General features: G+C 32.2%; 17 protein-coding genes and 1 pseudogene. 12 read left to right on the top strand and 6 right to left on the bottom strand.

Annotation, left to right across the window (positions count from 1 at the left end):
- From Q9R40_RS00920 to Q9R40_RS00900, 5 genes and pseudogenes are all read left to right on the top strand, one after another.
- The coding region (locus Q9R40_RS00920) for an LPXTG cell wall anchor domain-containing protein (protein WP_304675934.1) at positions 1 to 560 on the top strand (560 nt) is incomplete at its 5' end.
- A gap of 283 nt (positions 561 to 843) precedes the next feature.
- Positions 844 to 2,856, top strand: a complete 2,013-nt coding sequence (locus Q9R40_RS00915) for an SP_1767 family glycosyltransferase (RefSeq protein ID WP_304675933.1) — start codon at positions 844 to 846, stop codon at positions 2,854 to 2,856.
- 282 nt (positions 2,857 to 3,138) lie between these two features.
- Positions 3,139 to 5,157, top strand: a complete 2,019-nt coding sequence (locus Q9R40_RS00910) for an SP_1767 family glycosyltransferase (RefSeq protein WP_300735128.1) — start codon at positions 3,139 to 3,141, stop codon at positions 5,155 to 5,157.
- Positions 5,157 to 7,177 (top strand): annotated as a pseudogene (locus Q9R40_RS00905) (SP_1767 family glycosyltransferase). Before Q9R40_RS00910 ends, Q9R40_RS00905 begins: the two are co-directional and overlap by 1 nt.
- The gene (locus Q9R40_RS00900; RefSeq protein WP_304675932.1) at positions 7,177 to 9,201 is read left to right on the top strand and encodes an SP_1767 family glycosyltransferase; all 2,025 of its coding nucleotides are present in this window, start codon (positions 7,177 to 7,179) and stop codon (positions 9,199 to 9,201) included. Before Q9R40_RS00905 ends, Q9R40_RS00900 begins: the two are co-directional and overlap by 1 nt.
- Before the next feature lie 75 nt (positions 9,202 to 9,276).
- Here Q9R40_RS00900 and Q9R40_RS00895 read toward each other — a convergent pair whose 3' ends face one another.
- The 6 genes from Q9R40_RS00895 to nhaC form a co-directional block, all read right to left on the bottom strand.
- Complete coding sequence (locus Q9R40_RS00895) at positions 9,277 to 9,990, bottom strand: Bax inhibitor-1/YccA family protein (protein ID WP_023599876.1); 714 nt, start codon at positions 9,988 to 9,990, stop codon at positions 9,277 to 9,279.
- A gap of 68 nt (positions 9,991 to 10,058) precedes the next feature.
- Positions 10,059 to 10,889, bottom strand: coding sequence for an energy-coupling factor transporter transmembrane protein EcfT (locus Q9R40_RS00890; protein ID WP_004897850.1), 831 nt, complete (start codon positions 10,887 to 10,889; stop codon positions 10,059 to 10,061).
- Positions 10,882 to 12,603 carry an ABC transporter ATP-binding protein gene (locus tag Q9R40_RS00885; RefSeq protein WP_304675931.1) on the bottom strand — a complete coding sequence of 574 codons (1,722 nt, stop codon included), beginning with the start codon at positions 12,601 to 12,603 and terminating at the stop codon, positions 10,882 to 10,884. The genes Q9R40_RS00890 and Q9R40_RS00885 overlap by 8 nt, the downstream gene beginning before the upstream one ends.
- Before the next feature lie 21 nt (positions 12,604 to 12,624).
- Positions 12,625 to 13,182, bottom strand: a complete 558-nt coding sequence (locus Q9R40_RS00880) for an ECF-type riboflavin transporter substrate-binding protein (protein ID WP_304675930.1) — start codon at positions 13,180 to 13,182, stop codon at positions 12,625 to 12,627.
- A 20-nt stretch (positions 13,183 to 13,202) separates the two neighbouring features.
- Positions 13,203 to 14,048, bottom strand: coding sequence for an S-adenosyl-l-methionine hydroxide adenosyltransferase family protein (locus tag Q9R40_RS00875; protein WP_298507062.1), 846 nt, complete (start codon positions 14,046 to 14,048; stop codon positions 13,203 to 13,205).
- Between the two features lie 156 nt (positions 14,049 to 14,204).
- A complete protein-coding gene (gene nhaC / locus Q9R40_RS00870) occupies positions 14,205 to 15,581 on the bottom strand; it encodes a Na+/H+ antiporter NhaC (protein WP_304675929.1) in 1,377 nt (458 codons plus the stop codon).
- Positions 15,582 to 15,942: 361 nt separating this feature from the next.
- Between nhaC and Q9R40_RS00865 the strand changes: the two genes are divergently transcribed.
- From Q9R40_RS00865 to Q9R40_RS00835, 7 genes are all read left to right on the top strand, one after another.
- Positions 15,943 to 16,647 (top strand): ABC transporter ATP-binding protein, encoded by a 705-nt coding sequence (locus tag Q9R40_RS00865; protein WP_304675928.1) that lies wholly within the window; start codon positions 15,943 to 15,945, stop codon positions 16,645 to 16,647.
- On the top strand, positions 16,640 to 17,323 hold the full coding sequence (locus tag Q9R40_RS00860) for an MFS transporter permease (protein ID WP_304675927.1): 684 nt from the start codon (positions 16,640 to 16,642) through the stop codon (positions 17,321 to 17,323). The genes Q9R40_RS00865 and Q9R40_RS00860 overlap by 8 nt, the downstream gene beginning before the upstream one ends.
- A gap of 49 nt (positions 17,324 to 17,372) precedes the next feature.
- Positions 17,373 to 18,719, top strand: a complete 1,347-nt coding sequence (gene rlmD, locus Q9R40_RS00855) for a 23S rRNA (uracil(1939)-C(5))-methyltransferase RlmD (protein ID WP_304675926.1) — start codon at positions 17,373 to 17,375, stop codon at positions 18,717 to 18,719.
- Positions 18,720 to 18,890: 171 nt separating this feature from the next.
- The gene (locus tag Q9R40_RS00850; protein WP_304675925.1) at positions 18,891 to 19,919 is read left to right on the top strand and encodes a serine hydrolase; all 1,029 of its coding nucleotides are present in this window, start codon (positions 18,891 to 18,893) and stop codon (positions 19,917 to 19,919) included.
- Positions 19,920 to 19,945: 26 nt separating this feature from the next.
- Positions 19,946 to 20,731 carry an aminoglycoside 3'-phosphotransferase gene (locus Q9R40_RS00845; RefSeq protein ID WP_304675924.1) on the top strand — a complete coding sequence of 262 codons (786 nt, stop codon included), beginning with the start codon at positions 19,946 to 19,948 and terminating at the stop codon, positions 20,729 to 20,731.
- Between the two features lie 158 nt (positions 20,732 to 20,889).
- The gene (locus Q9R40_RS00840) at positions 20,890 to 21,414 is read left to right on the top strand and encodes an NUDIX domain-containing protein (protein ID WP_023599867.1); all 525 of its coding nucleotides are present in this window, start codon (positions 20,890 to 20,892) and stop codon (positions 21,412 to 21,414) included.
- Between the two features lie 159 nt (positions 21,415 to 21,573).
- Positions 21,574 to 24,271 (top strand): ZmpA/ZmpB/ZmpC family metallo-endopeptidase (locus tag Q9R40_RS00835; RefSeq protein WP_304675923.1); only part of this gene is annotated, 2,698 nt, incomplete at its 3' end.

Raw genomic sequence — 24,271 nt, 5'->3', positions numbered from 1 at the left:
CAATGAGTGAAAGTTTGAGTAACTTAGTAAGCATGAGCGAAAGCTTGAGTAACTCAGTAAGTATGAGCGAAAGTTTGAGTAACTTAGTAAGCATGAGCGAAAGTCTAAGCAACTCAGTAAGCATGAGTGAAAGTCTAAGTAACTCGGTAAGCATGAGTGAAAGCTTAAGCAACTCAGTAAGCATGAGTGAGAGCCTAAGCAACTCAGTAAGCATGAGTGAAAGCTTAAGCAACTCAAACACATCAACTTCTACGCTGAATAGTCACTCAGTTTCTCAAAGTTTGATACCTTCTGAAACTCCATCAACTTCACTTAACAATCAAACTGAACAAATAACTCCAGGTACAACCACTGAGACGCATTTCTATCCAAATAGAAGAAAATCGGATTCAGTTGAGGTAACTAGAGTAAATAAAGTTCATAGAAGGACGGCACGCTCTATCAATCGGAAACTTCCACAAACTGGTGCTAAAAATGATTCAGGTTTGTTAGGAATTGTTGCAACTACTTTAGGAGCTTTATTAGGATTGAGAAACAAAAAGAGAAAAAATAGAAAATAATAAAGAATAGAAATAAAGCCTTGAAATTAATTTCAAGGCTTTATTTTATGAGTATTAATATTGAAAAATCCGTTGACGACTGCATATTTAGAAAATATAACTAATGCACTAACTATTTTTCATTTCTATTGTCTTTAAATTTTTAACAGAAATATCTAAGAGCAAAATTACTTTAGATATTGTTGCTTACATTATAGAATTTTATTGATAAGAGTAGATTTTTTATTAATAATGATAGTAGTTAGAAGATACTGGGAATATGGTGGAGGAGTATAGAAAATAAATGAAAACAATTGTTTTATGTGCTAATTATGATAAGCTTAGCCAAATCGAAACAACTTTGAAGTCTCTTTTTACTAATAATAAAGATATTAGAGTTTATATTATTAATTCTGATATATCACACGAATGGTTTGTAAATATCAATTCTTTTCTAAATAATATTAATTCGAAAATAATTGACAAAAAAATAGACTTGAATCGTTTTAATAAATTGCCAGAATTAAAGGGGGATAATCGGTCAAAAATAGAATACGGCAAGTTTTTAATTCCAGAGTTGGTAAATGAAGATAAAGTACTTTATTTAGGCAATAATACAATTATTGATAAAAATTTAGATAAGCTATTCGCTACTGATGTTAATGACAAGCCTTTATATGCAACAGTTGATTTTGTCCATCCTGATAAGTTTAATACGAATGTTATGCTTATGAACAATATCTATTGGCGCAATAATAATATTGGTAATCAATTTTTAGAATTAGCTAAAAATTATGATTTCATTGATGATCAAACGATGATTAATAATGGCTTCGGTATCAATATTGGTAAACTACCTGAAATTTATAATTATCAAATTAGCTTTGGAAATTCTAATTTTGAGTTGACAAACTCATATCTGTATTATGAAGATACTGTGGATAAGCCTGCAATTATCCAATATGCTACTGACTATAGGCTAATTAGAGAAAATTCTCCTAAACGATTAAATAAGAAATGGTGGAATTATTATAGTAGTGAATGGTCAGAAGTAGTTGCCCGTGTAATCCCTAACCGAATTAAGAAGAATTTTGATAAAGAAGCTCTTATTTTTCTGAATTATGCGGAAAATCATGGAGCGGAAGAATTAATTAAACAGTTACCAAACATTCACTTTAATATTGTCTCCAAACGAGATTTATATGCAGGCTTAGATGTTTTAACACAGAATGAAAATGTTACTTTATATCCTCAAATTTTAAATTATCACTTAAAATCAATTATTGAAAAAACAGATCTTTGTTTTGATATCGGCTATGGTGATAAAGATACATATATTGAAACTGTATTAAATATGTTAGACATTCCTACCTTTGCTTTTAGTGACACTCAATATTCTGAAAAGGGTAACAACTATTATGTATTTGAGAGTATGGATGATTTGATAAATCAAGTTAATAAATTGCCAGCAAATAATTCTCGAAAAACGTTTGATGATGTTTTTGATATTTCAGTCAAATCAATTGATGAAACTTTAGATGAAATAATTGAAAATAAGAAATCTGTGGTGCGAATCGGAGATGGTGAACTAGACTTGATATATGGTGAAGATATTCGTTATCAACATTCTAATTCAAAGTTAGCAAAGGTGTTAAAGGATTGTATTCTAAATAACCATAATTCTAAGATATTAACGTGCTTGCCAGATATTTTTACTAATTTAGACAGATATAATGAAATGCGAGGCTACTATGCCTTAGGGGTTTTACCCAAATTTAGTGACTTATTTAAAGAAATTGAAAAGTCAAAGTATTCGTATGGCTCGACTTTTATGTCTAGAATGTATATAAGTTTTAGGGATAAAAGTAAAAGCCAACATTATGTCGATAAACTTAGGGATATTTGGAAGGATAAGGATATTTTAATTGTTGAAGGTGAATATACTCGTTCCGGTGTTGGCAATGATCTTTTTGAAAATGCAAAGTCAATTCAACGAATAATTTGTCCAGCTGCGGATGCTTTTAATCAAGTTGATGAAATTGAGGAAGCAATTAGAAGTAATGCTCAGAATAAGTTGATCTTATTGATGCTTGGACCGACGGCTAAAGTAATTGTTAATGATTTACAAGATTTGGATAATCAAATACTTGATATCGGTCATATTGATACAGAATATGAATGGTTTAAAATGGGTGCTAAATATGTAGTGCCGATTGGCAAAAATAAGCATATGGCCGAAGTTGCTGATAGATATTTGGGTGAGGAAGATAATCCACAGTATCAAAAAGAAATAATTCTGAAAATTAAAAAGAAATAAAAGCGATATTTTTAAGTATTAGACTTTATTTGTAATTAATTTGTATTTAAGCTTCTATAAGGAATTAAGCAGTTAAGAAATACTGTTTGGTTCCTTTTTTCTTTTATACGGTATAGACAATATAAAAGCTTGCTAATTGATCTTTATTAATAAGGAAAAATAGTATTAAATGGTTATGGAAAAACTAGAATATAAGTGTTATATAATAGATTTTAAGTAGCACATATTAGATAACTTATAAAAAGTTAGATGTTTAAATATTAGCAGAAATGAGTGATAAGTTTGAAAACGATAGTATTAAATGGTGATTATGGATATGTGGATAAAATTGAAACAACTATTAAGTCAATTATTTATCATAATCAAAAAGTAAAAATCTATGTTATAAATCCCGATATTCCACACGAATGGTTTATTAATTTGAATCAATATCTTAATCAAATAGGTTCACAAATTGTAGATAAAAAAATTAATCAAGCATATTTAGATGACGTGAATTCCACTTTTCGAGGAATTAAAAATATTGCTTTTGCGAGAATACTAATTCCTGAATTAATTAAAGAAGATAAAGTACTATATTTAGATTGTGATATAGTTGTGGATGCCAATTTAGATGAATTATTTAATATTGATTTAGAAAATAAATGGGTTTGTGGTGTGCGTGACTATCAAGTTCCTGCAGAATTTAATTCGGGAATGTTATTGATTAATAATAAAAAGTGGAAGGAAAGTAACATAGTTTCTAGCCTTTTAGAAAAAGCAAAAGATCCTAATCTTCGAAATGGTGATCAGACTGTGATTAATGAAGTATTTAAAGATAAAATCGAAGAATTAGATCTATCTTATAATTACCAAATTGGTTTTGAAAAAGCAGCTTTTTGGGGAAATCTGCAAAAAACTACACAATTTCTTGATAAAGTTAAAAAACCAAAAATAATTCACTTTATTACTGAAGACAAGCCATTTAACTTAGTATCAACAGTTAGTTTACGAAATAAATGGTGGCATTATAGAAGACTAGAATGGTCAGAAATTATTTCTAAATATAGCAGTTTTGATAAAAGTAGAGTTAAAGATCTATCTTTTGATGGGGAAGCTTTTATTCTTACTAATGTAGCTGAAACGCAGAATATTGAGCAATTGATTCAAAAATTGCCAAATATAAGATTCAATATTGCTGCGTATACACCAATGGCTTTTCTTTTACTCAAGTTAACACAATATGACAATGTTAGACTTTTTCCACAGATTATAGGAAAAACTTTGGATAGAGAAATAAATGAAGCAGATATTTATTTAGATATTACCTATGAGCCTAAAGCTAATGAAGTAATTGAAAGAATTATGAAGAGAAATGTTCCAATCTTTTCTTTTGATCAGACTAAGTCTCAAAATTTGGATTATGATAATTATCATGTCTTTCATGATAATCAAATTGATGAAATGGCAGAAGCGATTAAAGAGACAGTAAAAACTAATGCTCCAAACTATAATATTAGAGTAAAAGATATGGATGAATCATTAGACTTGATTTTGCAAGACAATAAATCTGTAATTCGTTTTGGAGATGGTGAATTTGATTTAATTAGAGGAGCCTCAATTCCTTATCAAACCTATAATTCAGAACTTGCCAATCGACTAAAAGATATTATTTTGCGGGGCCAATTTAATAATACCTTGGTTTGTTTACCAGATGTATTTACCAAACCGGAGCGTTATCAAGATTTTACTCAATCATTCTATGAAACATCTTTCTTTCCAAATAATGAAAGTTTCTTAAAAGAAATTGGACAAACTGGTAATTGGTATGGTTCAACTTTTATTTCAAGACCATATATTGATCTAGTTGATAAAAGTAAAAGTGCTGCATACTTTGATAAATTGAAACAACTTTGGAATGGTCGTGATCTCCTAATCATAGAGGGAGCACTGACGCGTTCAGGAGTAGGAAATGATTTATTTACTAATACTAAATCAATTAAAAGAATTATTGCTCCATCAAAGAATGCATACCAAAAAATTGATCAAATAGAACAAATGATTCGAGAAAATGCAGAAGATAGGCTGATTTTGTTGATGCTTGGGCCAACAGCGAAAGTAGTTGTGGATGATTTGCAAGATTTAGAGAATCAAATTATTGATTTAGGTCATATTGATTCAGAATATGAATGGTTCAAGATGGGTGCTACTCATAAAGTTAAGCTTGAAAATAAGCATACAGCGGAATTCAATTTTGATGAAAATATTGCAACAGTTCACGATAGGACTTATGAAAGTGAAATTATCGGAGAAATTAGGTAATGAAGACAGTCGCCTTAAGTGTTGATTATAGTTGGATTGATAAGGCAGAAACAACTTTGAAGTCTATTTATGCACATAATCAAGATGTAAAAACCTATATTATTAATCCTGATATTCCACACGAGTGGTTTATGAATATTAATCGATATTTGAAAAAGATAAATTCAGAAATTATTGATGTAAAAATTGATCTTAGTCGTTTTAAAGATATGCCAAATCCTGAAGATCGAATTTCTAAGATGGTATATGGCAAATTTTTGATTCCAGAATTAATTAAAGAAGATAAAGTTCTTTACTTAGATAGTGATGTAATTGTGGACCAAAATTTAGATCAGCTTTTTGAAACTAATATTGAAGATAGACCACTTTATACAGTAACGGATTATTTTAATCCGACTCAATTTAATTCAGGAGTCTTATTAATCAATAATAGATTTTGGCATAACAACAATATGGAAATCAATTATTGGATTTAGGGAAGAAATATAATCTAAATAATACTCAGGTTATGATGAATGAAGGATTTGCGCAGAATTATGGAAAGCTAGATCCAAAATATAATTATCAAATTGGCTATGAGCGAAAAAGTTATTGGAATGATAAAGATAGTTTTTATGCATTCTTTGATCAAGTAAAGATCCCTAAAATTATTCATTTTACTGAGCGAGATAAGCCCTTTAATATTACCAATACGACTGCTTTAAGAGAAAAATGGTGGAAGTATCATAATCTAGAATGGTCAAAAATTATTTCTAAAGATATTAATTTTAATACAAAAAAGTATCCTCAATTTGAGGGAGAAGCCTATATGCTTACCAATGTCGCTGAAGTTCAAAATTTAGAAGAGCTAGTAAAAAAATTACCTAATATTCACTTTAGCATTGCAGCATTTACTCCAGTTGCTTTTTTATTAAGTCATTTATCTCAATATGATAATGTGACTATATATCCAAGTGTCATCCCACACAAACAAATTGAATTGATTAATAATTGTGATGTTTACCTAGATATTAATTATGGACGAAAAGAAGAACTAGTAATTGATCGAATTAAGGCTAAAAATATTCCAATTTTTTCGTTTAGGGCTTCAAAATCTATAAACTTAAATTATAAAAATTATCATATCTTTGAGGATAGTGAGATTGATAAAATGGCTCATTCTATAGAAGATACAGTAAAAAAATCTTCAAAAACAGCTGAAAAAAGGTATGATATTCGTGTTAGAAGTATAGATGAAACTTTGGATCGTATTCTCAATAAAAATAAGTCAATTGTTCGTTTTGGGGATGGAGAATTCTATTTAATTAATAAAAAAGAAATAGGGTATCAAACTTATGATGAAAATCTTTCAAAACGTCTCAAACATATTCTCTTACAAGGTGGTAATGATAAATATGATGTAGCTCTTCCAGATGTGTTTGATGGCTTAGGGGCCTATGGGATGTATGCAAAAGTTTACTATATAAATGATTTCTTTCCGAGAAATCGAAAAGATTTAGCAGAAATAGAGAGTACTAATAATATTTACAGTAACGCTTTTATTTCCAGACCGTATATGGATCGAATTGATAAATCTAAAAGTGCAATTTGGTTTGATAAGCTTAAGCAGATTTGGAAGAATAAAGATGTCTTAATTGTTGAAGGTACCCTTACACGTTCTGGGGTAGGTAATGATTTATTTGCTAATACTAAATCGATTAAAAGAATTCTTGCTCCATCAAAGAATGCATACCAAAAAATTGATCAAATAGAACAAACGATCCGAGAAAATGCAGAAGATAAGTTGATTTTGTTGATGCTTGGACCGACAGCAAAGGTAATTATAGATGATCTCCAAGATTTAAATAATCAGCTTATAGACCTAGGTCATATTGATTCAGAATATGAATGGTTCAAGATGGGAGCTACTTATAAAGTGAGGTTGAAGAATAAGCATACGGCAGAGTTTAATTTTGATGATAATATTGGGGCAATCCATGACCAAACTTATGAGAATGAAATTATTGGAGAAATTGAATAATGAAGACAATTGCATTAAGTGTAGACTATAGCTGGATTGATCAAGCAGAAACAACATTAAAGTCTATTTATGCTCATAATCAAGATGTAAAAACCTATATTATTAATCCTGATATTCCACACGAGTGGTTTATGAATATTAATCGATATTTGAAAAAGATAAATTCAGAAATTATTGATGTAAAAATTGATCTTAGTCGTTTTAAAGATATGCCAAATCCTGAAGATCGAATTTCTAAGATGGTATATGGCAAATTTTTGATTCCAGAATTAATTAAAGAAGATAAAGTTCTTTATTTAGATAGTGATGTGATTGTGGACAAAAATTTAGATCAGCTTTTTGAAACTAATATTGAAGCTAGACCTCTCTATACTATAGTGGACTACTTTAATCCTGATTACTTTAATTCAGGGGTCTTATTAATTAATAATAGATTTTGGCATAACAACAATATCGGAAACCAATTATTGGATTTGGGGAGGAAATATAATCTAAATAACACTCAGGTTATGATGAATGAAGGATTTGCGCAGAACTATGGAAAGCTAGATCCAAAATATAATTACCAAATTGGCTATGAGAGAAACAGTTATTGGAATGATAAAGACAGTTTTTATTCATTCTTTGATCATATAAAAGAACCTGCTATTATTCATTTTACTGATGAAGATAAGCCCTTTAATATTACCAATACGACTGCTTTAAGAGAAAAATGGTGGAAGTATCATAATCTAGAATGGTCAAAAATTATTTCTAAAGATATTAATTTTAATACAAAAAAGTATCCTCAATTTGAGGGAGAAGCCTATATGCTTACCAATGTCGCTGAAGTTCAAAACTTAGAAGAGCTAGTAAAAAAATTACCTAATATTCACTTTAGTATTGCGGCATTTACTCCAGTTGCTTTTTTATTAAGTCATTTATCTCAATATGATAACGTCACTATATATCCAAGTGCTACTGCTAAAAAACAAATTGAGCTTATTAATATGTGTACAGTTTACCTTGATATTAATTATGGTAGTAAAAATAAAATGGTACTTAATCGGATAAAGCACCGACAAGTTCCTATTTTGTCCTTTAATTCTTCAAGATCTGAAAGTATAAATTATGATGCCTATAAAGTCTTTGAAGACGATCAAATTGATGAAATGGCAGAGGTAATCCAAAAGTTAGGAACAAGTCCTACTGACCACTTAGCTCCTCAACTTTTTAATATTCAGGTCAGAGGAATGGATGAATCACTAGATCGACTTATTAATAAGAAAAAATCCATTATTCGCTTTGGTGATGGAGAATTAAGTTTAATTAATGGAAATGATATTACTTATCAAGCATATGATGAAAATCTGTCGAGAAAATTAAAACAGATTCTTTTTGCTGGAAGTAATAATAAATACGATGTTGCTCTTCCAGATGTATTTGAAAGTTTAGAAGATTATGGTCAATACACCAAAGATTTTTATGAAACTAATTTCTTTGTTAACAATCAACATCTTCTAACAGAAATAGAAAAAACAGAAAATATCTATAGCAATACCTTTATTTCCAGACCATATATTGATCGAATTGATAAATCTAAAAGTGCTAGTTGGTTTAATAAACTTAAGCAGATTTGGAAAGAAAAAGATGTCTTAATTGTTGAAGGAGCGTTAACACGTTCAGGAGTTGGTAACGACTTATTTGATAATACTAAGTCGGTTAAAAGAATTATTGCACCATCAAGAAATGCATACCAAAAAGTTAACCAAATAGAACAAATGATTCGAGAAAATGCAGAAGATAGGTTGATTTTGTTGATGCTTGGACCAACAGCTAAGGTAATCGTTGATGATCTTCAAGATTTAGATAATCAATTAGTCGATGTGGGTCATATTGACTCAGAATATGAATGGTTCAAGATGGGAGCTACTTATAAAGTCAAGCTTAAAAATAAGCATACGGCAGAATTCAATTATGATGAAAATATTGCTTCAATACACGATGAGGCTTATGAAGAAGAAATTATTGGCAAAATTGAATAATAAATATTAATAAACAAAAAAAGCTACTAAATCAAGGCATTAATACCAAGATTTAGTAGCTTTTTATGTAGAATATTAATTTCTATCGCTAAATCCAAAGATTTGTAAAAATTGTAAGAACAAGTTAACGAAATCTAAGTAAAGTGCTAAAGCACCCGCAACTGCTAAGCCGTCAACTGAAACTTGACCACTGTAGTTTTCGTAGATTTGCTTCATTCTTTGTGCATCCCAAGCAGTTAAGATAGTAAAGATAATAACTGCAATAAATGAGAAGATATAGGAAACCATTGGGTTTCTTAAGAACATGTTAATTAACATTGCAACAATTAAACCAATTAAAGCTGCTGAAGCATATGATCCTAAATTATTTAAGTTCTTTTTAGTGGTAGTACCAATTACAGCCATTGTAATGAATACAGTAGAGGAAGCTACGAATGCAGAAGCAATACTACGTCCAGTATAAGCACCGGCAATTAATGAAAATTCAACTCCATATATAATTGCCATGATCATTAGCATTACAAAGCTTGCTACTGGATTTCGTGTAGCTCTAAAACTAATTCCGAAAGTTAAAGCAAGTGGAACTAACAATAAAATCCAAGTCATAGCTGGATTCCTAGCAAATAAAGTCATGACTTGTGTTCTAAAGACAGTCATGGTTAAGTAAGCACTTAAAGCTGATACTAAAACAGCAATTGTCATCATGCCATACATTCTACTTAAGAATCTATTTAAGCCAGTTACGTCAACAATTGTACGACGTTCTGGTTCTTGTGAAAAGTTATTCATATAGCTCTTCCTTTCCCTCTTTCTTTTTATTAGTATATTTTAACTTATCTTGACAGTAAAAGAAACTTTTATACAAAAGGATTATAGAAACGACCAGAGTTAACTTTAAAGAGCAAAATTACAACTAATACCAAAATAAAGGCTAAAGTAGTAACTAAATAATCAGCTAAGTTGAAATTTTCTGCCACATACCAAGTACGTTTCTTTTTAGAGCCAAATCGACGAAGTTGCATTGCCGTACTAATTGTATCGATACGATCAAGACTTGAAAAAATAAGTGGGGTAACGATATTTAAAGTTCCATGAATTCTCTTTCCAAGAGAAGCTTTTTTAGAAAGTTCATTTCCTCTTGCTTGTTGAGCAGCAGAGATTGACCAATAACTTTCTTGAATATTAGGAATATAGCGCAATGCTAGAGAAACAGCATAGGCAACTTTATAACTAACACCAATTTTATTTAGACTAGCTGCAAATTGACTAGGATTAGTAGTTAACAAGAAGAGGAGAACCAATGGGATAGAACAGATATACTTCAAAATTACGTTAAATAAATAAAATAGTTCCTGTGCGGTTAAGGTAAAATATCCTGCATTGATTAGAACTGTCTTTGAATGGTAGAGTGTCTCACCATAAGTTGGCTGAAAAATAAAAACAGCGATGATATTAATAATGGCAAAAACAATAATGAATTTAACAATAAAAGAAACTTGCTTCCACTTGATACCAGCAACTTTTAACAAAATTAAGGATAGGATACAGATAGCAATCAAGAAGCGAGTATCATAGGTAACCATACAAGCAATAGATACTAGAATTAAAAAGATCATTTTTGTAGTTGCGTTAAGGGCATGAATAAAACTATTGCCTGGCTGGTAGCCCAAAATTTTACTATCATTCATAATCTTCATCCTTCCAGTTTTGTTGTTCAAAATTAATATAGGCTTGCACAAATTTATTTGGATCAGATAAGTTATAATGTTTTGCTAAATCATAAAGACTAGTTCGTTTTAATGAAGCTTCTTTAATTAAATCTGGATTGGTTAATAATTCACTTGGGGTAGTATCTGCAATTAATTTACCTTTAGCAAATGCTAGAGATCGATTAGTGTACTCAAGCATCAAATGCATATCATGTGTGATAATAATGATTGTTTTACCTATAGTATTTAGGTGCTTTAAAAAGCTCATAATTTCCGTATAGGTCTTCCAGTCTTGACCAGCAGTTGGCTCATCTAAAATAATAATCTCTGGTTCTAAGACCAAAATTGCAGCAATTGTGACCCGCTTTTTCTGTCCAAAACTTAATGCGGAAATTGGCCAATGTCTAAAGGGATAAAGCCCACAAATTTTCAAAGTTTGATCGACTTTTTGCTTGATTGTTTCTTCATCAACATTGCGTAAACGTAAACCCAGAGCAATTTCATCAAAGATCATTTTTTGAGAAATCATTTGATTAGGATCTTGCATTACATAACCAATCTTTTCGGCTCTCTCTTTAATTGATAGGTCATTTAAATTTTGGTCCTTAAGGGTGATTTTTCCTTTGTTAGAAATAAAACCACAAATAGTTCGGCAAAGGGTAGTTTTGCCTGCACCATTTTGTCCAACTATTGAAATAAAGTCGCCTTGATTAATAGTAGTAGAAACATCTTTTAAGGGATACGGTTGATTTTTACTGTATTGATGACCAACGTGATCTAATTTTAATAACGGTAAATTATCTGATTCTTTTTTGGTGATTTTAGCTTGTTTAGTCCAAGCTGCTAATTTATCGCTGATTTTTTCAGAAACAGGGAGAGTTGATATTTGGTCTACTTCTTTAATAGAACTTAGATTTATATTAGCAGCTGTAAGAGCTTTTAGGTATAGTGGCTCTCTAACGCCAATTTTTTCTAAGGTATGAGAATGTAGCAGCTGATTAGTAGGCTGATCAGCAACAATCGTACCTTCATTTACTAAAATAATTCTGTCAATTGGTTGACTGAGGACTTCTTCTACGCGATGTTCAATAATTATAACTGTCGCATTAAGTTCCTTTTGAATTTTATCGATAATTGCCATCGTTTTAAGCCCAGAAGCAGGATCTAGATTAGCAAGTGGCTCATCGAATAATAAAATAGGTGACTCGTCGACTAAAACTCCAGCTAAGGCAACAATTTGCTTTTGGCCTCCAGAAAGACTTTGTGGAGATTGAGTAAGTAATTCTTTGATTTTTAATTCATCAGCCCACTGGTTTACAGTTTGGTGCATTTTATCTTTAGGTTGACAGTCATTTTCTAAAGCAAAAGCGATATCTTCACCAACTGTTAAGCCAATGAATTGACTATCAGCATCTTGTAAGATAGTTGAAGTAGTGAATGAAAAGTCAAAAAGACTTGTGTTAGTGATATCTTTCCCATTCACTAAACATTTTCCTTCAACTTCACCTTGATCAATATTTGGAATAAGACCATTAAGGCAGCGACCAATTGTTGATTTGCCGCTGCCTGAAGGTCCAGCCAAAAGAATTTTTTCTCCTTTATTAATCTTCAAATTAATATTTTTAAGAGTGGGTTCTGCTTGGCTATTATATTTAAATGAAAAATCTTTAAATTCAATAATAGGTTCTGTCATTAATTGAGTAACCTTTCATAATTAATCTCTACGTAAACTACCTTTTTTAACTTTAGTCGCTGCATAAGCTTTAAGGAAGATAGTTCCTAAAATAAGAATAGAGATTGAGTTAGTGATGGTTGCAGTTGCTCCTTGTAAGAAAACTTTGTTTTGAGGTTCACTGTAAATCAAAATATCTCCAACTGGAGCGATGATTAACCAAGAAACAACATTAGCAATAATTTGGACAATATTAAAACCGATCATTTGTTTAGTAGTGAAAACACCGTTCTCTAAATCAAGACGCATACCATAGAGTCCAATAATTAAACCTAGAACAGCAGTTGCAAGGACCCAGCTCCACCAAGTTTGTCCATACATTAAGAAATCACTTAGGGCATGACCAATGAATCCCACGGAAAAACCAACAACTGGTCCATAAATGGTCGCAAGCAATGCTAAAAATGGATACACGATTTCAATGTTAGTGTTTGGAATACCAGTTGGAATTGATGTGAAACGAGCTAAAATAACATAAATGGCAGCCCCAATACCAATTGCAACAACACTTTTTACTGATAAGCCTTTTTGATTATTCATAATTTTCCCCCGTAAATAAATTATTCTTTTATTAAATCAATTTTCCAGTCATTTCCTGTACCAATATTATAGGTATCCGCAAATGAAGCTTGGTTTAAGGCAATGCCGACATTAACTAGTGAATTAATATAGATTAAAGGATCATTGATTGGTGCATCGGCAAAAGACCGGACAAAAGGTAGTGTGTCATGATAATAAACTTGGTCTTGATAAGTAATAGTAACAGTAAGTTTATCACCACGTTGAATATTCGCCTTTTTAATTAAATCATAAGGAATATTAGTCCATAAAGAACCAAAGCGAATATCTAAAACATCAATTGATCCGCGTAGATGATCGTTTTCTAGACTGGCCTCAGTAAGTGGTAGTTTAACAACTGAAGTTGGATCTAATGTTTCGCCTAAATCTTCAAAAGATTTTTCTCCTTCAGCAAGTAATGCCCCATTATAAGCATAGATATCACGGCCATGGAAAGTATTACTTTCTGAAGAATAGGGAAGACGATTCTTGTGTTCGTCAATTTCTCGTACTTCGTCTAGACCCATATAAGTTGCAATATGAGTCAAGGAACCATTATCTGGTGTAATGATGAAGTGGCCGCTTTTAGTCTTAGCGGCAATACTTTTTCGCTTAGATCCTACTCCCGGATCAACAACTGAAACAAAAGTTGTACCTTTTGGCCAATACTTAATAGTTTGATAGAGACGATAAGATGCAGCCCAAATATCATAAGGCGGAATCTCATGAGTTAAGTCGGACACAATAACATGTGGCGCAACCATATGTGCTACTCCGTGCATGGCACTAACAGCTCCATCTTTTAAGCCAAAGTCAGTTTGTAGTACTAGAAAATGATTTGTTGTCATCAAATTCCTCCTCTTTAATATTTTTTTAATTACTAATAATTTACAATGTAATTAAAAATTCGTCAATAAAAATCCGTACTATTTTACTGTGTAAGCGTATATAGTACGGATTTAATTAGGTAAATTAATTTTATAGTACGGATTTAATTAGGTAAATTAATTTTTAGGAGTCTTTTGCCATTTTAAACCGATTCCTGTAACTCCTGAAAGAATTGAGAAAAGAGGAGAAAGCAAACTAAAGAAAGTAAATGGAATAAAGGCTAAGACGGGCACACCAAGAGTAGAAGCTGCAAAAGATCCCGCAACTCCCCATGGAATTAAGTAGTTAATTACACTTCCTCCGTCTTCAAGAACACGGCTTAAAGCAAGTGGGTGAAGACCAATTCGGTCGTAAGCTTGTTTAAAGGCACGCCCTGGTAGAATTACTGAAAGGTATTGTTCACCAACAAATAAGTTGATACAAATGCCTGAAAGAATAGTAGTGATGACTAAACGACCTGGTTTTTTAAGATGTTCAACTAGCGGTTCCATAGCAGTTTGAACAATATTGAATTTCATGAGGAGTCCACCAAGAGATAAGGTGGCAATAATTAAACCAACTGTATCCATCATGCTGGAGATACCACCTCTGGTTAAAAGGGCATTAACAGATGAATCACTAGTTTTTGCTACAAAGCCTTTCATAATTAAGTTAGTTAAGTCAGTAATAGATTGGTGCGGATTTTGAATAAAAATCATAATGACTGTAACTGTAATATTTAAAAATAAGGTAGGAATTGCAGGAATTTTTCGCCATGCACAAATTAACATCAATAAGATTGGTATAATTGCCCACCAAGTAATAGTAAAGTTATGCTCTAAGATAGAAACGGTGTGATTAATTTTTGAAGCGTCAATTGAACCACTGTTTCCTAGAATCCAAAAAAGAATTAAAGAAACAACAAAGGCAGGAATAGTGGACCACATCATGTTCTTTATATGGGCAAATAATTCACTTTCTGCAACTGCAGAAGAAAGATTAGTTGAATCAGATAAAGGAGACATTTTATCTCCAAAAACTGCTCCAGAAATGATTGCGCCAGCAACAAGAGCTGGATTAGCATTCATGCTCGCCCCAATTCCGAAGAGAGCAATCCCAACAGTTGAAATTGTTGTAAAACCACTTCCGATGGCAAGACCAACAATTGAACAGACAATGAAGACAGATGGAACAAAAAATTGTCCACTAATTAAGTGAAAACCTAATACCATGATTGACGGAATAATACTTCCTTTAATCCATAGTCCAATTAAAGTTCCAATTAGGATAAAAATAAAAATGGGAATAATAGCTACGCCGATCCCTTCTTTAATTCCATCTTGAATTGAAGACCAGTCATTTCCGCGAATTCTAAGCCAAAATAATAATAAACATACTGTAAATAGAACGGGAACTTCTGGCATCAGTCCAAAATTAATAACTGAAATACCTAAAATAAGTAGAAGCAAAAGTAAGATAATAATTGCTTCGGTAAAAGAAACTTTCTTTTTCATAAAAAATCCTCCAATAAAAAAGTCCTGTTGAAATTAATCAACAGGACGCATTACCGTGGTACCACCTATTTACTGCAAATTGCAGCACTCTGATCAGGTGATAACGGCACTGATTGTGGCCGAATAAAGATGGATCGTTGTAATTCGTAACTTATGCCTGACTGGTTCGCACTTCACCACCAGCTCTCTGACGCCTAACATAAGCACTACTGTGACGATAATTATTGCAATTATGATAGCAAGCTTAAAAAAAGATGTCAATGAATTTATTAATAAAAATAATAAGATTTCGAATTATGCAGTCTGAGCGGTAAAATAAATAGGTATAGAAAAAACTAAAAATTTAAATTGAGGGATTAAGATGAATGATATTTTAACCACCAAAGAATTAGGAAAACATTTTAAACATAAGCATGTTTTAGATCAAATCAATCTTCATGTTCCTACTGGTAAAATCTACTGTATTATGGGACCAAATGGAGCTGGAAAGTCGACACTACTAAAAATAATTAGTGGAGTTGAAAAGCAAACTGAAGGTGTGGTTACTTTCAAAGGTAAAGATTGGAAAAGAGAAGATTTAAAAGTAATTGGTTCCTTAATTGAAGAACCAGGATTATTTGATAATTTAACTGTTGAAGAAAATATCAAATTAAAACTAAAACTTCACCGTGTTGAAAATAAAAATCAGGAACAAATCTTAAATACATTAGGGTTTGGTGATCATAATCAAGAAAAAGTTAAGGAATTTTCTACAGGGATGAGACAACGTTTAGGAATTGCTTTAGCTTTTATGGGAGATCCTGATTTAGTTATTTTGGATGAGCCAACAAATGGTCTTGATACTTTTGGTATTCATGAGTTGCGTGAGCTTTTGATGCTAGAGAAAAGGCAAGGAAAAACAATAATTATAGCTAGTCACATGCTTTCTGAGATTCAAAAGGTTGCAGATCGAATTGCTATTTTAGGTGATGGAAAATTACTTCTAGAAGAAGATTATGAACCAGAAACAGATTTAGAAGAATTATTCATCTCAACTTTAGAAAAGGCAGGCATAAAGCATGACTAATATTTTAAAAGTTGAATTTTTAAAAACGAAACATAGTGTAGTTCGCTTACTAGTATGGCTACTACCAGTAATTGCTGTTTTGATGATGACCGCTGTTTTCTGGGATAACCAATATCTAGTTCAATTAATGATGGGACAATGGAGTTACTTTTGGTTGAATATGTCAATTGGTTTACTTGTAGGACTCAGTACTTATTATCAAAAGCAAGCAACGAAATTTAGAGAAATCTTGACATCCCCACAAGACTTATTGAGCTATGAAATTGGTAGAATTCTCCATGGAGTTATTCAAGCATGTATCATGAGCGGGATTTTTATAGTTTTGATGATCTGCATTCGTTTTATTTTTTCGAGTACCGAAGAAATAGGCTTAATGATTTGTTCAGTAATTGGAGTTTTATTAACATCGTCATGGCTGGTGCCATTTTATTCTTGGCTCGTACGAATTACTAACTTATATTTTGCACTAGGAATTGGTTTTTTAGGATCCATCTTAGCAATGTTTTTAAGTCGTACGACTTGGAGCATGTGGTGGCCATTTGACTGGGGGATGCTCTTAAATAATCTATGGATAAAAGGCGACTTTGTTTTGGGATCATGGAGTTTATTAATTTGTGGCTTAATTTTAGGAATTATCTTAAGTATTTTTAGTGCGTACTCTTTTAAAAAGCAATAATATTTTTTAGTAAAATAGTAACAATGATCTAAATATTGAGGATTGAATTATGCAAAAAAATCAAATAGTTGACTTAGAAATTACAGACTTGTCTTATGAAGCAATGGGTGTTGCTCATTTAGATGGAATGACTGTTTTTGTAAATAACGCTCTTCCAGGTGAAATTGTTTCTGCCAAACTTTTAAAAGTAAAGAAAAATTTTGCTTTTGCTAAAATTGAAAAAATTAAAAAAGAGAGTCCAGATCGGATTAATGTAAAACTTCGTCAATGGGTTCAAACGGGGCTAGCATCTCTTGCTCATATTAAGTATGATAAACAGCTCGAATTTAAACGTAATCAAGTTGTTAATTTACTGCATAAAGCAGACTTAGATAATGTTAAAGTAGGTCAAACGATGCCTAGTCCAGAAGAAACTGGTTATCGGAATAAGGCGCAAGTGCCAGTACGTGAAGTTAATGGCAAGCTTGATATTGGCTTTTTTAGAAAACATTCCCATGACTTGGTGCCGTTGACTAACTTCTTTACTACAGATCCAGAAATTGATCGAGTTTTAATTAAGGTACGCGACATTTTGAGAAAGAATCATGTTCCTGCTTATGATGAGATTCATAATAAGGGAGAAGTGCGCTATCTTGAAGTTCGCCGTTCTAAAGCAACGGGCGAAATTATGGTGATTTTAGTATGCTTACATAAAGATTTTCCACAATTAAAAGAAGTTACTAAAGAAATTAGTGAGATCAAGGGCGTTACTAGCGTAGTTTTGAACCATAATCCTAAAAAGACGAATGTAATCTTAGGTAAAAAGGATTACTTGCTCTGGGGAGAACCACAAATTACCGATAAAATTGGGGATGTTAGTTTTAAAATTTCTCCACAAAGTTTCTTCCAAATTAATTCTCTGCAAACTCCTCGTTTGTATGATTTAGCTATTCAAAAGGCTGATCTTAAGCCAGATGATGTCGTAATCGATGCTTATTCTGGTATTGGTACCATTGGGCTTAGTGTGGCTAAGCATGTTAAGGCGGTGCGGGGGATGGAAGTCATTGAGCCCGCTGTTGAAGATGCTAATGCCAATGCTAAATTAAATGGTATTAATAATGCAGAATATGTTGTAGGTAAAGCAGAAGAAGTAATGCCACGCTGGGCTAAAGAAGGCTTAAAGACTGACGTCATCTTTGTTGACCCACCTAGAAAAGGTTTAACTCCTGAATTTATTGACGCTGCTGTGGAAACAAATCCCAAGAAGATTGTTTATATTTCATGTAATCCAGCAACTATGGTGCGTGACTTACAACTGTTCAAGGAACAAGGTTATGACTTTAATGAGATTGACCCAGTGGATATGTTCCCGCAAACTCCGCATGTTGAAGCTGTAGCGGTGCTGGAGAAGAAATAACGACTATTGAAATTTAAAATATGCTGTGTGATTTGTAAAAAGCATGCAGCATATTTTTTTGTCTTAAAAAGGGGTTGAGGATCTTTATATTCAAGAATTACAATTAAATAAAGACAATAAAAGGAAAAACACAAGTTTTAAAACCTAGTATAGCAAGAAAAGGAATTCGTTATGCATCTAAAAAAGTTCATTTTATATATTTTCATGGCGCTTTGTGCTTTTTCATTGCTTTTATTTGTAATACCGGGCGGTAAGATGAGTCCTGGGAATAGAAATACGGCAAAAGATCTTAAAAGCTACATGAAATCTCATCATATTAATGGAGTAATGTTAGTCACTGGCAAAGATGGAAAACCAGTTGTAATTGAAAATAATGAAACTACTAATAAAGAAAAGATAGTGAAGGCTAATCAATTGTTTCCTACAGCTTCTTTGCAAAAAATTATGACAGGAACTGGAATTTATCAACTTCAACAAAAAAAGAAGCTCAATTGGAATACACCTTTATCTAAGTATTTCCCTCAAGTTCCAGGTAGCAGTGACATAACGATTCGGGAATTAATGAATCATACAAGTGGATTGATCAATAATGCTCGCCCCTCTGCACCTCTAAAAAACCAACAAGAACAAATTGCATATATGCTTGACCATATGCAATATGACCATCTTCATACTTGGGATTATCAGGATGTAGACTATGAATTATTGGCAGCAATTATTAGTCGAGAAAGTAATTTGACTTATAATAATTACATTCAAAATCAATTTGCAAAACCTCTTCATCTTAACCAGATAAAAGATTTTTCCGAAGTTAATAAAAAAGAAATTCCACAGCCGTTAAATGAAAATGTTAGTTGGCACACGGTAACAGTAACCACATCTTCTGACTTTGGAGCAGGAAATTTATTTATATCTCCAAATGATTATTGGAAATTCGTTTATAACGAAGTTTTAAAAGATCCTAAGATGATTAATCAATTTTATCAGCAAACTAAAGGTCAAGAAGTAGCCTACTTCGGCGGAGTATATTTTAAGGGGAATATAATTCGTGCCGAAGGTAGTATCCCAGGATATAATTCATGCTTTGTGGCTGACTATAAAACTAAGCAAATGATAATGCTTTTCTCTAATAATATTGACTATCTAACTTTAAAGAGAACTTCTGATTATATTTTGCATCATTATTATGGAGAGCTGTAATTAGTATTTATTAATAGGATCAATCAGTGAAAAAGACTTTAATTACTAAGATTCCAGAAGAATTACCAAAAGAGATTAAAAATTTTATCTCTGGATCACCAATTTATGATAGTTCCTCTTCGCCTGAAGCAAGAGTATATTTTGTAGATAAAGACGAAGGCTATTATTTAAAAAGAGCTAGCCTGGGAAAATTAGAAAAAGAAGCCAAGATGACGCAGTACTTTTACTCAAAGGGGCTTAGCGCAGAAGTATTAGATTATACTGCAAATGATTATGATTGGCTTTTGACAAAGGCGCTCAAGGGAAAAGATTGCGTCGATTCAGAATATCTTTCGAATCCAGAACGCTTATGTGATACGATTGCTTACGAATTAAGAAAGCTGCACGAAACAGATTATGCTGATTGCCCAATTATGGATAGAACGATCGAATATTTAGCAACCGCCGAGAAAAACTACCAAACAGGAAATTATGATACGTCAGCTTTTCCTGATAGCTTTGGCTATCGTTCAGCAGAAGAGGCTCATCAGGTTTTGGAAGCAGGTAAAGATGCTTTGCAGGACAAAGTTTTACTTCATGGCGACTATTGTTTACCAAATATTATTCTTGATAACTGGAAGTTTTCAGGCTTCATTGATGTTGATTGCGGCGGAGTTGGTGATCGCCATATTGATTTATTTTGGGGTGTTTGGACTCTCTGGTTTAATTTGAAGACTAATAAGTATCGTGATCGCTTTCTTGATGCATATGGAAGAGATAAGGCAGATGAGTCGCTATTAAAGGTGATTGCTGCAACTGAAGTGTTTGGGTAAGAGTGCAGATAAGACCATGTTTTTTATAATATAAAGAATATTAGGCGCATATAAAATGATGAGTCATGCTGTGTTTGTACTAAATGATACTTATTTATAATCAAGATGGCTTAAATTATGACTAGCTGAATGACTTGAATCAAAAAGGAGGAATAAACATGCAAGAGTTAAAACTTGAACTGAAAGATACGCAGTGGACTAAGACTAATATTGATCATGATCGGCAAGTTGTTCGAGCTATTGTAGTAGATGAGCAACAGAACTATTATTTTGTAAAAGTTCATAGAGACGATATTTTTGGTACGGGTACTTTCATTGAAACATCTGGTGGTGGGGTTGAACCTGGTGAGGATCTAATAACAGCACTCAAAAGAGAGCTGAAAGAGGAATTAGGTGCCAACGTTAATATTCTTTGTAAAATCGGTACGGTAAGCGACTACTATAACTTAATTCATCGGCATAATATTAATAATTACTTTTTGTGTAAAATAGATTCTTTTGGTGAAAAACACTTAACGCAAGCAGAAATTGACGATTTTCACTTATCGACTTTAAAATTAACCTATGAAGAAGCAGTTGCTGCATACGAAAAACAAACTGACACTAAACTAGGACAATTGATTGCTAATCGAGAATTACCAGTTCTTAGGTATGCAAAAGAATTAATAAGCAATAGTATATAAAAAATGAGGTATGAAGATATTCGAGTTCATACCTCATTTTTTAAAAATTTTTCTATGGCATTATTACTTTTCAGTTAAGTGAAGTTAACTTATTTAAAATCAGTATAACTTAAGTTATAATTGAGAAATAACTTAAATTAAAGAAATTGGAGGCCTAATATGCAAAAAAATTCTCAATATCGATATGCTTTGCGTAAGCTTAGTGTTGGATTAACTTCTGTTGCTGTAGGATTAGCGTTTCTGGCTACTACAACAACGACTGTTCATGCTGATAGTGAACCACAAGTTCAAAAGACTGAAAATCAGACCTCAGACAATAAAAATGAAATTACTGTTGCAGAAAATACAAATAGTAACTCCGCAAAAATAGAAACTGTAACTCCGCAAGATAATACTCAGGATGACAAAACAAGTCTGACAAATGTAGAGACTAAAACAAACTCAGATGTAGATCTTCCTGATAACAACAATCTAGATTTAAAAAATGATCAAAGTACTGTAGAGAATCAAAATACTATTTTAAAAGAAGATACTAATAATCAAGAAAATAATATTTCTGATGATACTACTAGTGATCAACAATCCAAACAAACAGAGGAAAAGTATGATCCTAATCTTATTAAATCAGTTACAGATAGCTTAAAACAAGTTAAGCATGACGCCTTTGATGGTGATCCAAAACAAAACCTTAGGAATTGGAATAATATTGTTTTATCAAGTAGCAGCTTGATTGATAGCTTTTATGATATATATAATCAATTGCCAACTTTGGTACCGCAGCTTCTTGAACATGCAGATAATATAGATACTGCAAGGCAACGAGTAAGCAGTAATGCAGGCGAAATTATGATAGGGATGTCTTATCTTAATCGTTGGTATAATGTTTCATACGGAGATAAGACTATTTTACCTGCAATGATGTTCAATCCAAAATCATTCGGATCAAATTTAGATTCAATTGATTGGTTATCTAATATTGGAAATTTATCACCTAATCAATTAAATCCGGGAAATACGGTAACTACTTTTAATGAAAAGCTAGCACCAATGTTAAATACTAAGTCAGATCTAGTTACTTTCTTAGGAGATTTGCGTAAAAAATGGACTCCAGAGCTTTCTGATGAAGATTGGTTTAGATCGAATACGGGTGTTTATATTGATGAAATTTTCTCAAAAGAATTACCAGATTTAAATCTTCATATCTATCATCGTTTATCAACTAATAAGAGTCTTCAAGAATATATCTTGCCACTTTTAAATATTAAAAGTGATGATATGTATGTCGTTTCAGCACTTGGAACAGTAATTTTTGGCTCTTATGATCCATATATTGATGTTAAATATCATAAGGATCCAGAAGTTTATCAAGAAAAAGTTCAAGCGGTACATAAGGAAATTACGCGCCTTTCAACTGGCTGGAGAGAGTATTTTGATTTCTGGTATCGTATAGCTAATAATAAAGGAAAGACACGTTTAGCCAATGCTAATACTCTAGTTTGGGATAGTTATGATGCAATTGATTCCAGTAAAAAGGGTGGCCGTAGATGGTTAACTAAGAAGGATACTGATATACCGGCAATGGCAAAATTCTTTGGTCCGTTAGGTAAAACTTATCCGCCTCCTGGTATTACAGCAGATGCTGGAGGCAATGAAGTTCGTTATTATGTTGCAAAAGTAATTTCAGATTATGGCGGTGCCGCTATTTTTTCACATGAAATGACTCATATTTTTGATAATAGTATTTATTTAGATGGATTCCAGCACCGCCCTGGCACAGGAGTAGAATTATATGCTGAAGGTCTACTGCAGTCACCTTGGAATTCAACCCCTGCTTCGTATGGATTGAATACTGTATTAACTTTTGATGCAGCAAATCGAACTACAAATAAAAGTCCGCAACGTTTTCAATCAAGAGAAGATCTACATGAATACATGCACGGATTATTTGACGTAACTTATCTACTTGATTATGCTGAAGCTCAAGCTATGGTAGATAAATCTGCAAAAGAGAAGCAATTAATGTATTCTCAAATTAGTTACGACTCTGCTAAAAAATCTGATGTTATCACAGGACCAATTAGTAGTGAGGTTGCTGAAAAATTAACCTCAATTGATGATTTTATTGATAACAATATCATCGCTAGTCGTGGATATAAAGCTGGCACTTATGGAAATAATGTTTATCAACAGATTTCTATGTATGCACCCGATTATGCTGGAGTACAGAGCTCTACATCTGCTTCAGGTGGGATTACTTTCCGGAAAACTGCTTTTGAATTGCTTGCTGCCAAAGGTTGGAATGATGGCTTTATTTCCTATGTCACTAATAAATATGCTAAAGATGCAAAAAATGATAAGAAATCATTGAGTGATACGTATGCTTTAGAAAAGATTTTTAGGGGCGAATATAATAACGATTACGCGACCTTTAAAAAAGCAATGTTTAAGGAACGGATTGATAAACGACAAGATTTTAAGCCAATTACCATTACTCTCAATAAAAAGAATGTCCAATTAAATAATTGGGATGATTTACAAAATCTAATGCAGTCTACTGTTGATCAAGAATTAGCACTTAGATCTCAAGGAAAAGGTGCAAGCTTGATTAATGACTTAAAAGCCGCTATATTAGCAGCTGAATTGAAGCAGACTGATGATTTCAGAAGTTCAATTTTTGCTAATCCTGAACAAAATAAGCGCGGTGACATCTTGGGTGACGGTACAAACTATGAATTGCCTACCTATGATTTAGACTCACTTAAAAAAGGTAAAGCAGTAGGTGACGGAACCAAGTTAGACTTGCCATCTTACGACTTAGACTCACTTAAGAAGAGTGAAGTAGTAGGCGATGGAACCG

The sequence above is a fragment of the uncultured Lactobacillus sp. genome, assembly GCF_948948975.1.
Classification (GTDB): Bacteria; Bacillota; Bacilli; order Lactobacillales; family Lactobacillaceae; genus Lactobacillus.
The sequence above is the reverse complement of the archived record's forward strand: the minus strand, read 5'-3'. Positions and strand labels throughout refer to the sequence as shown.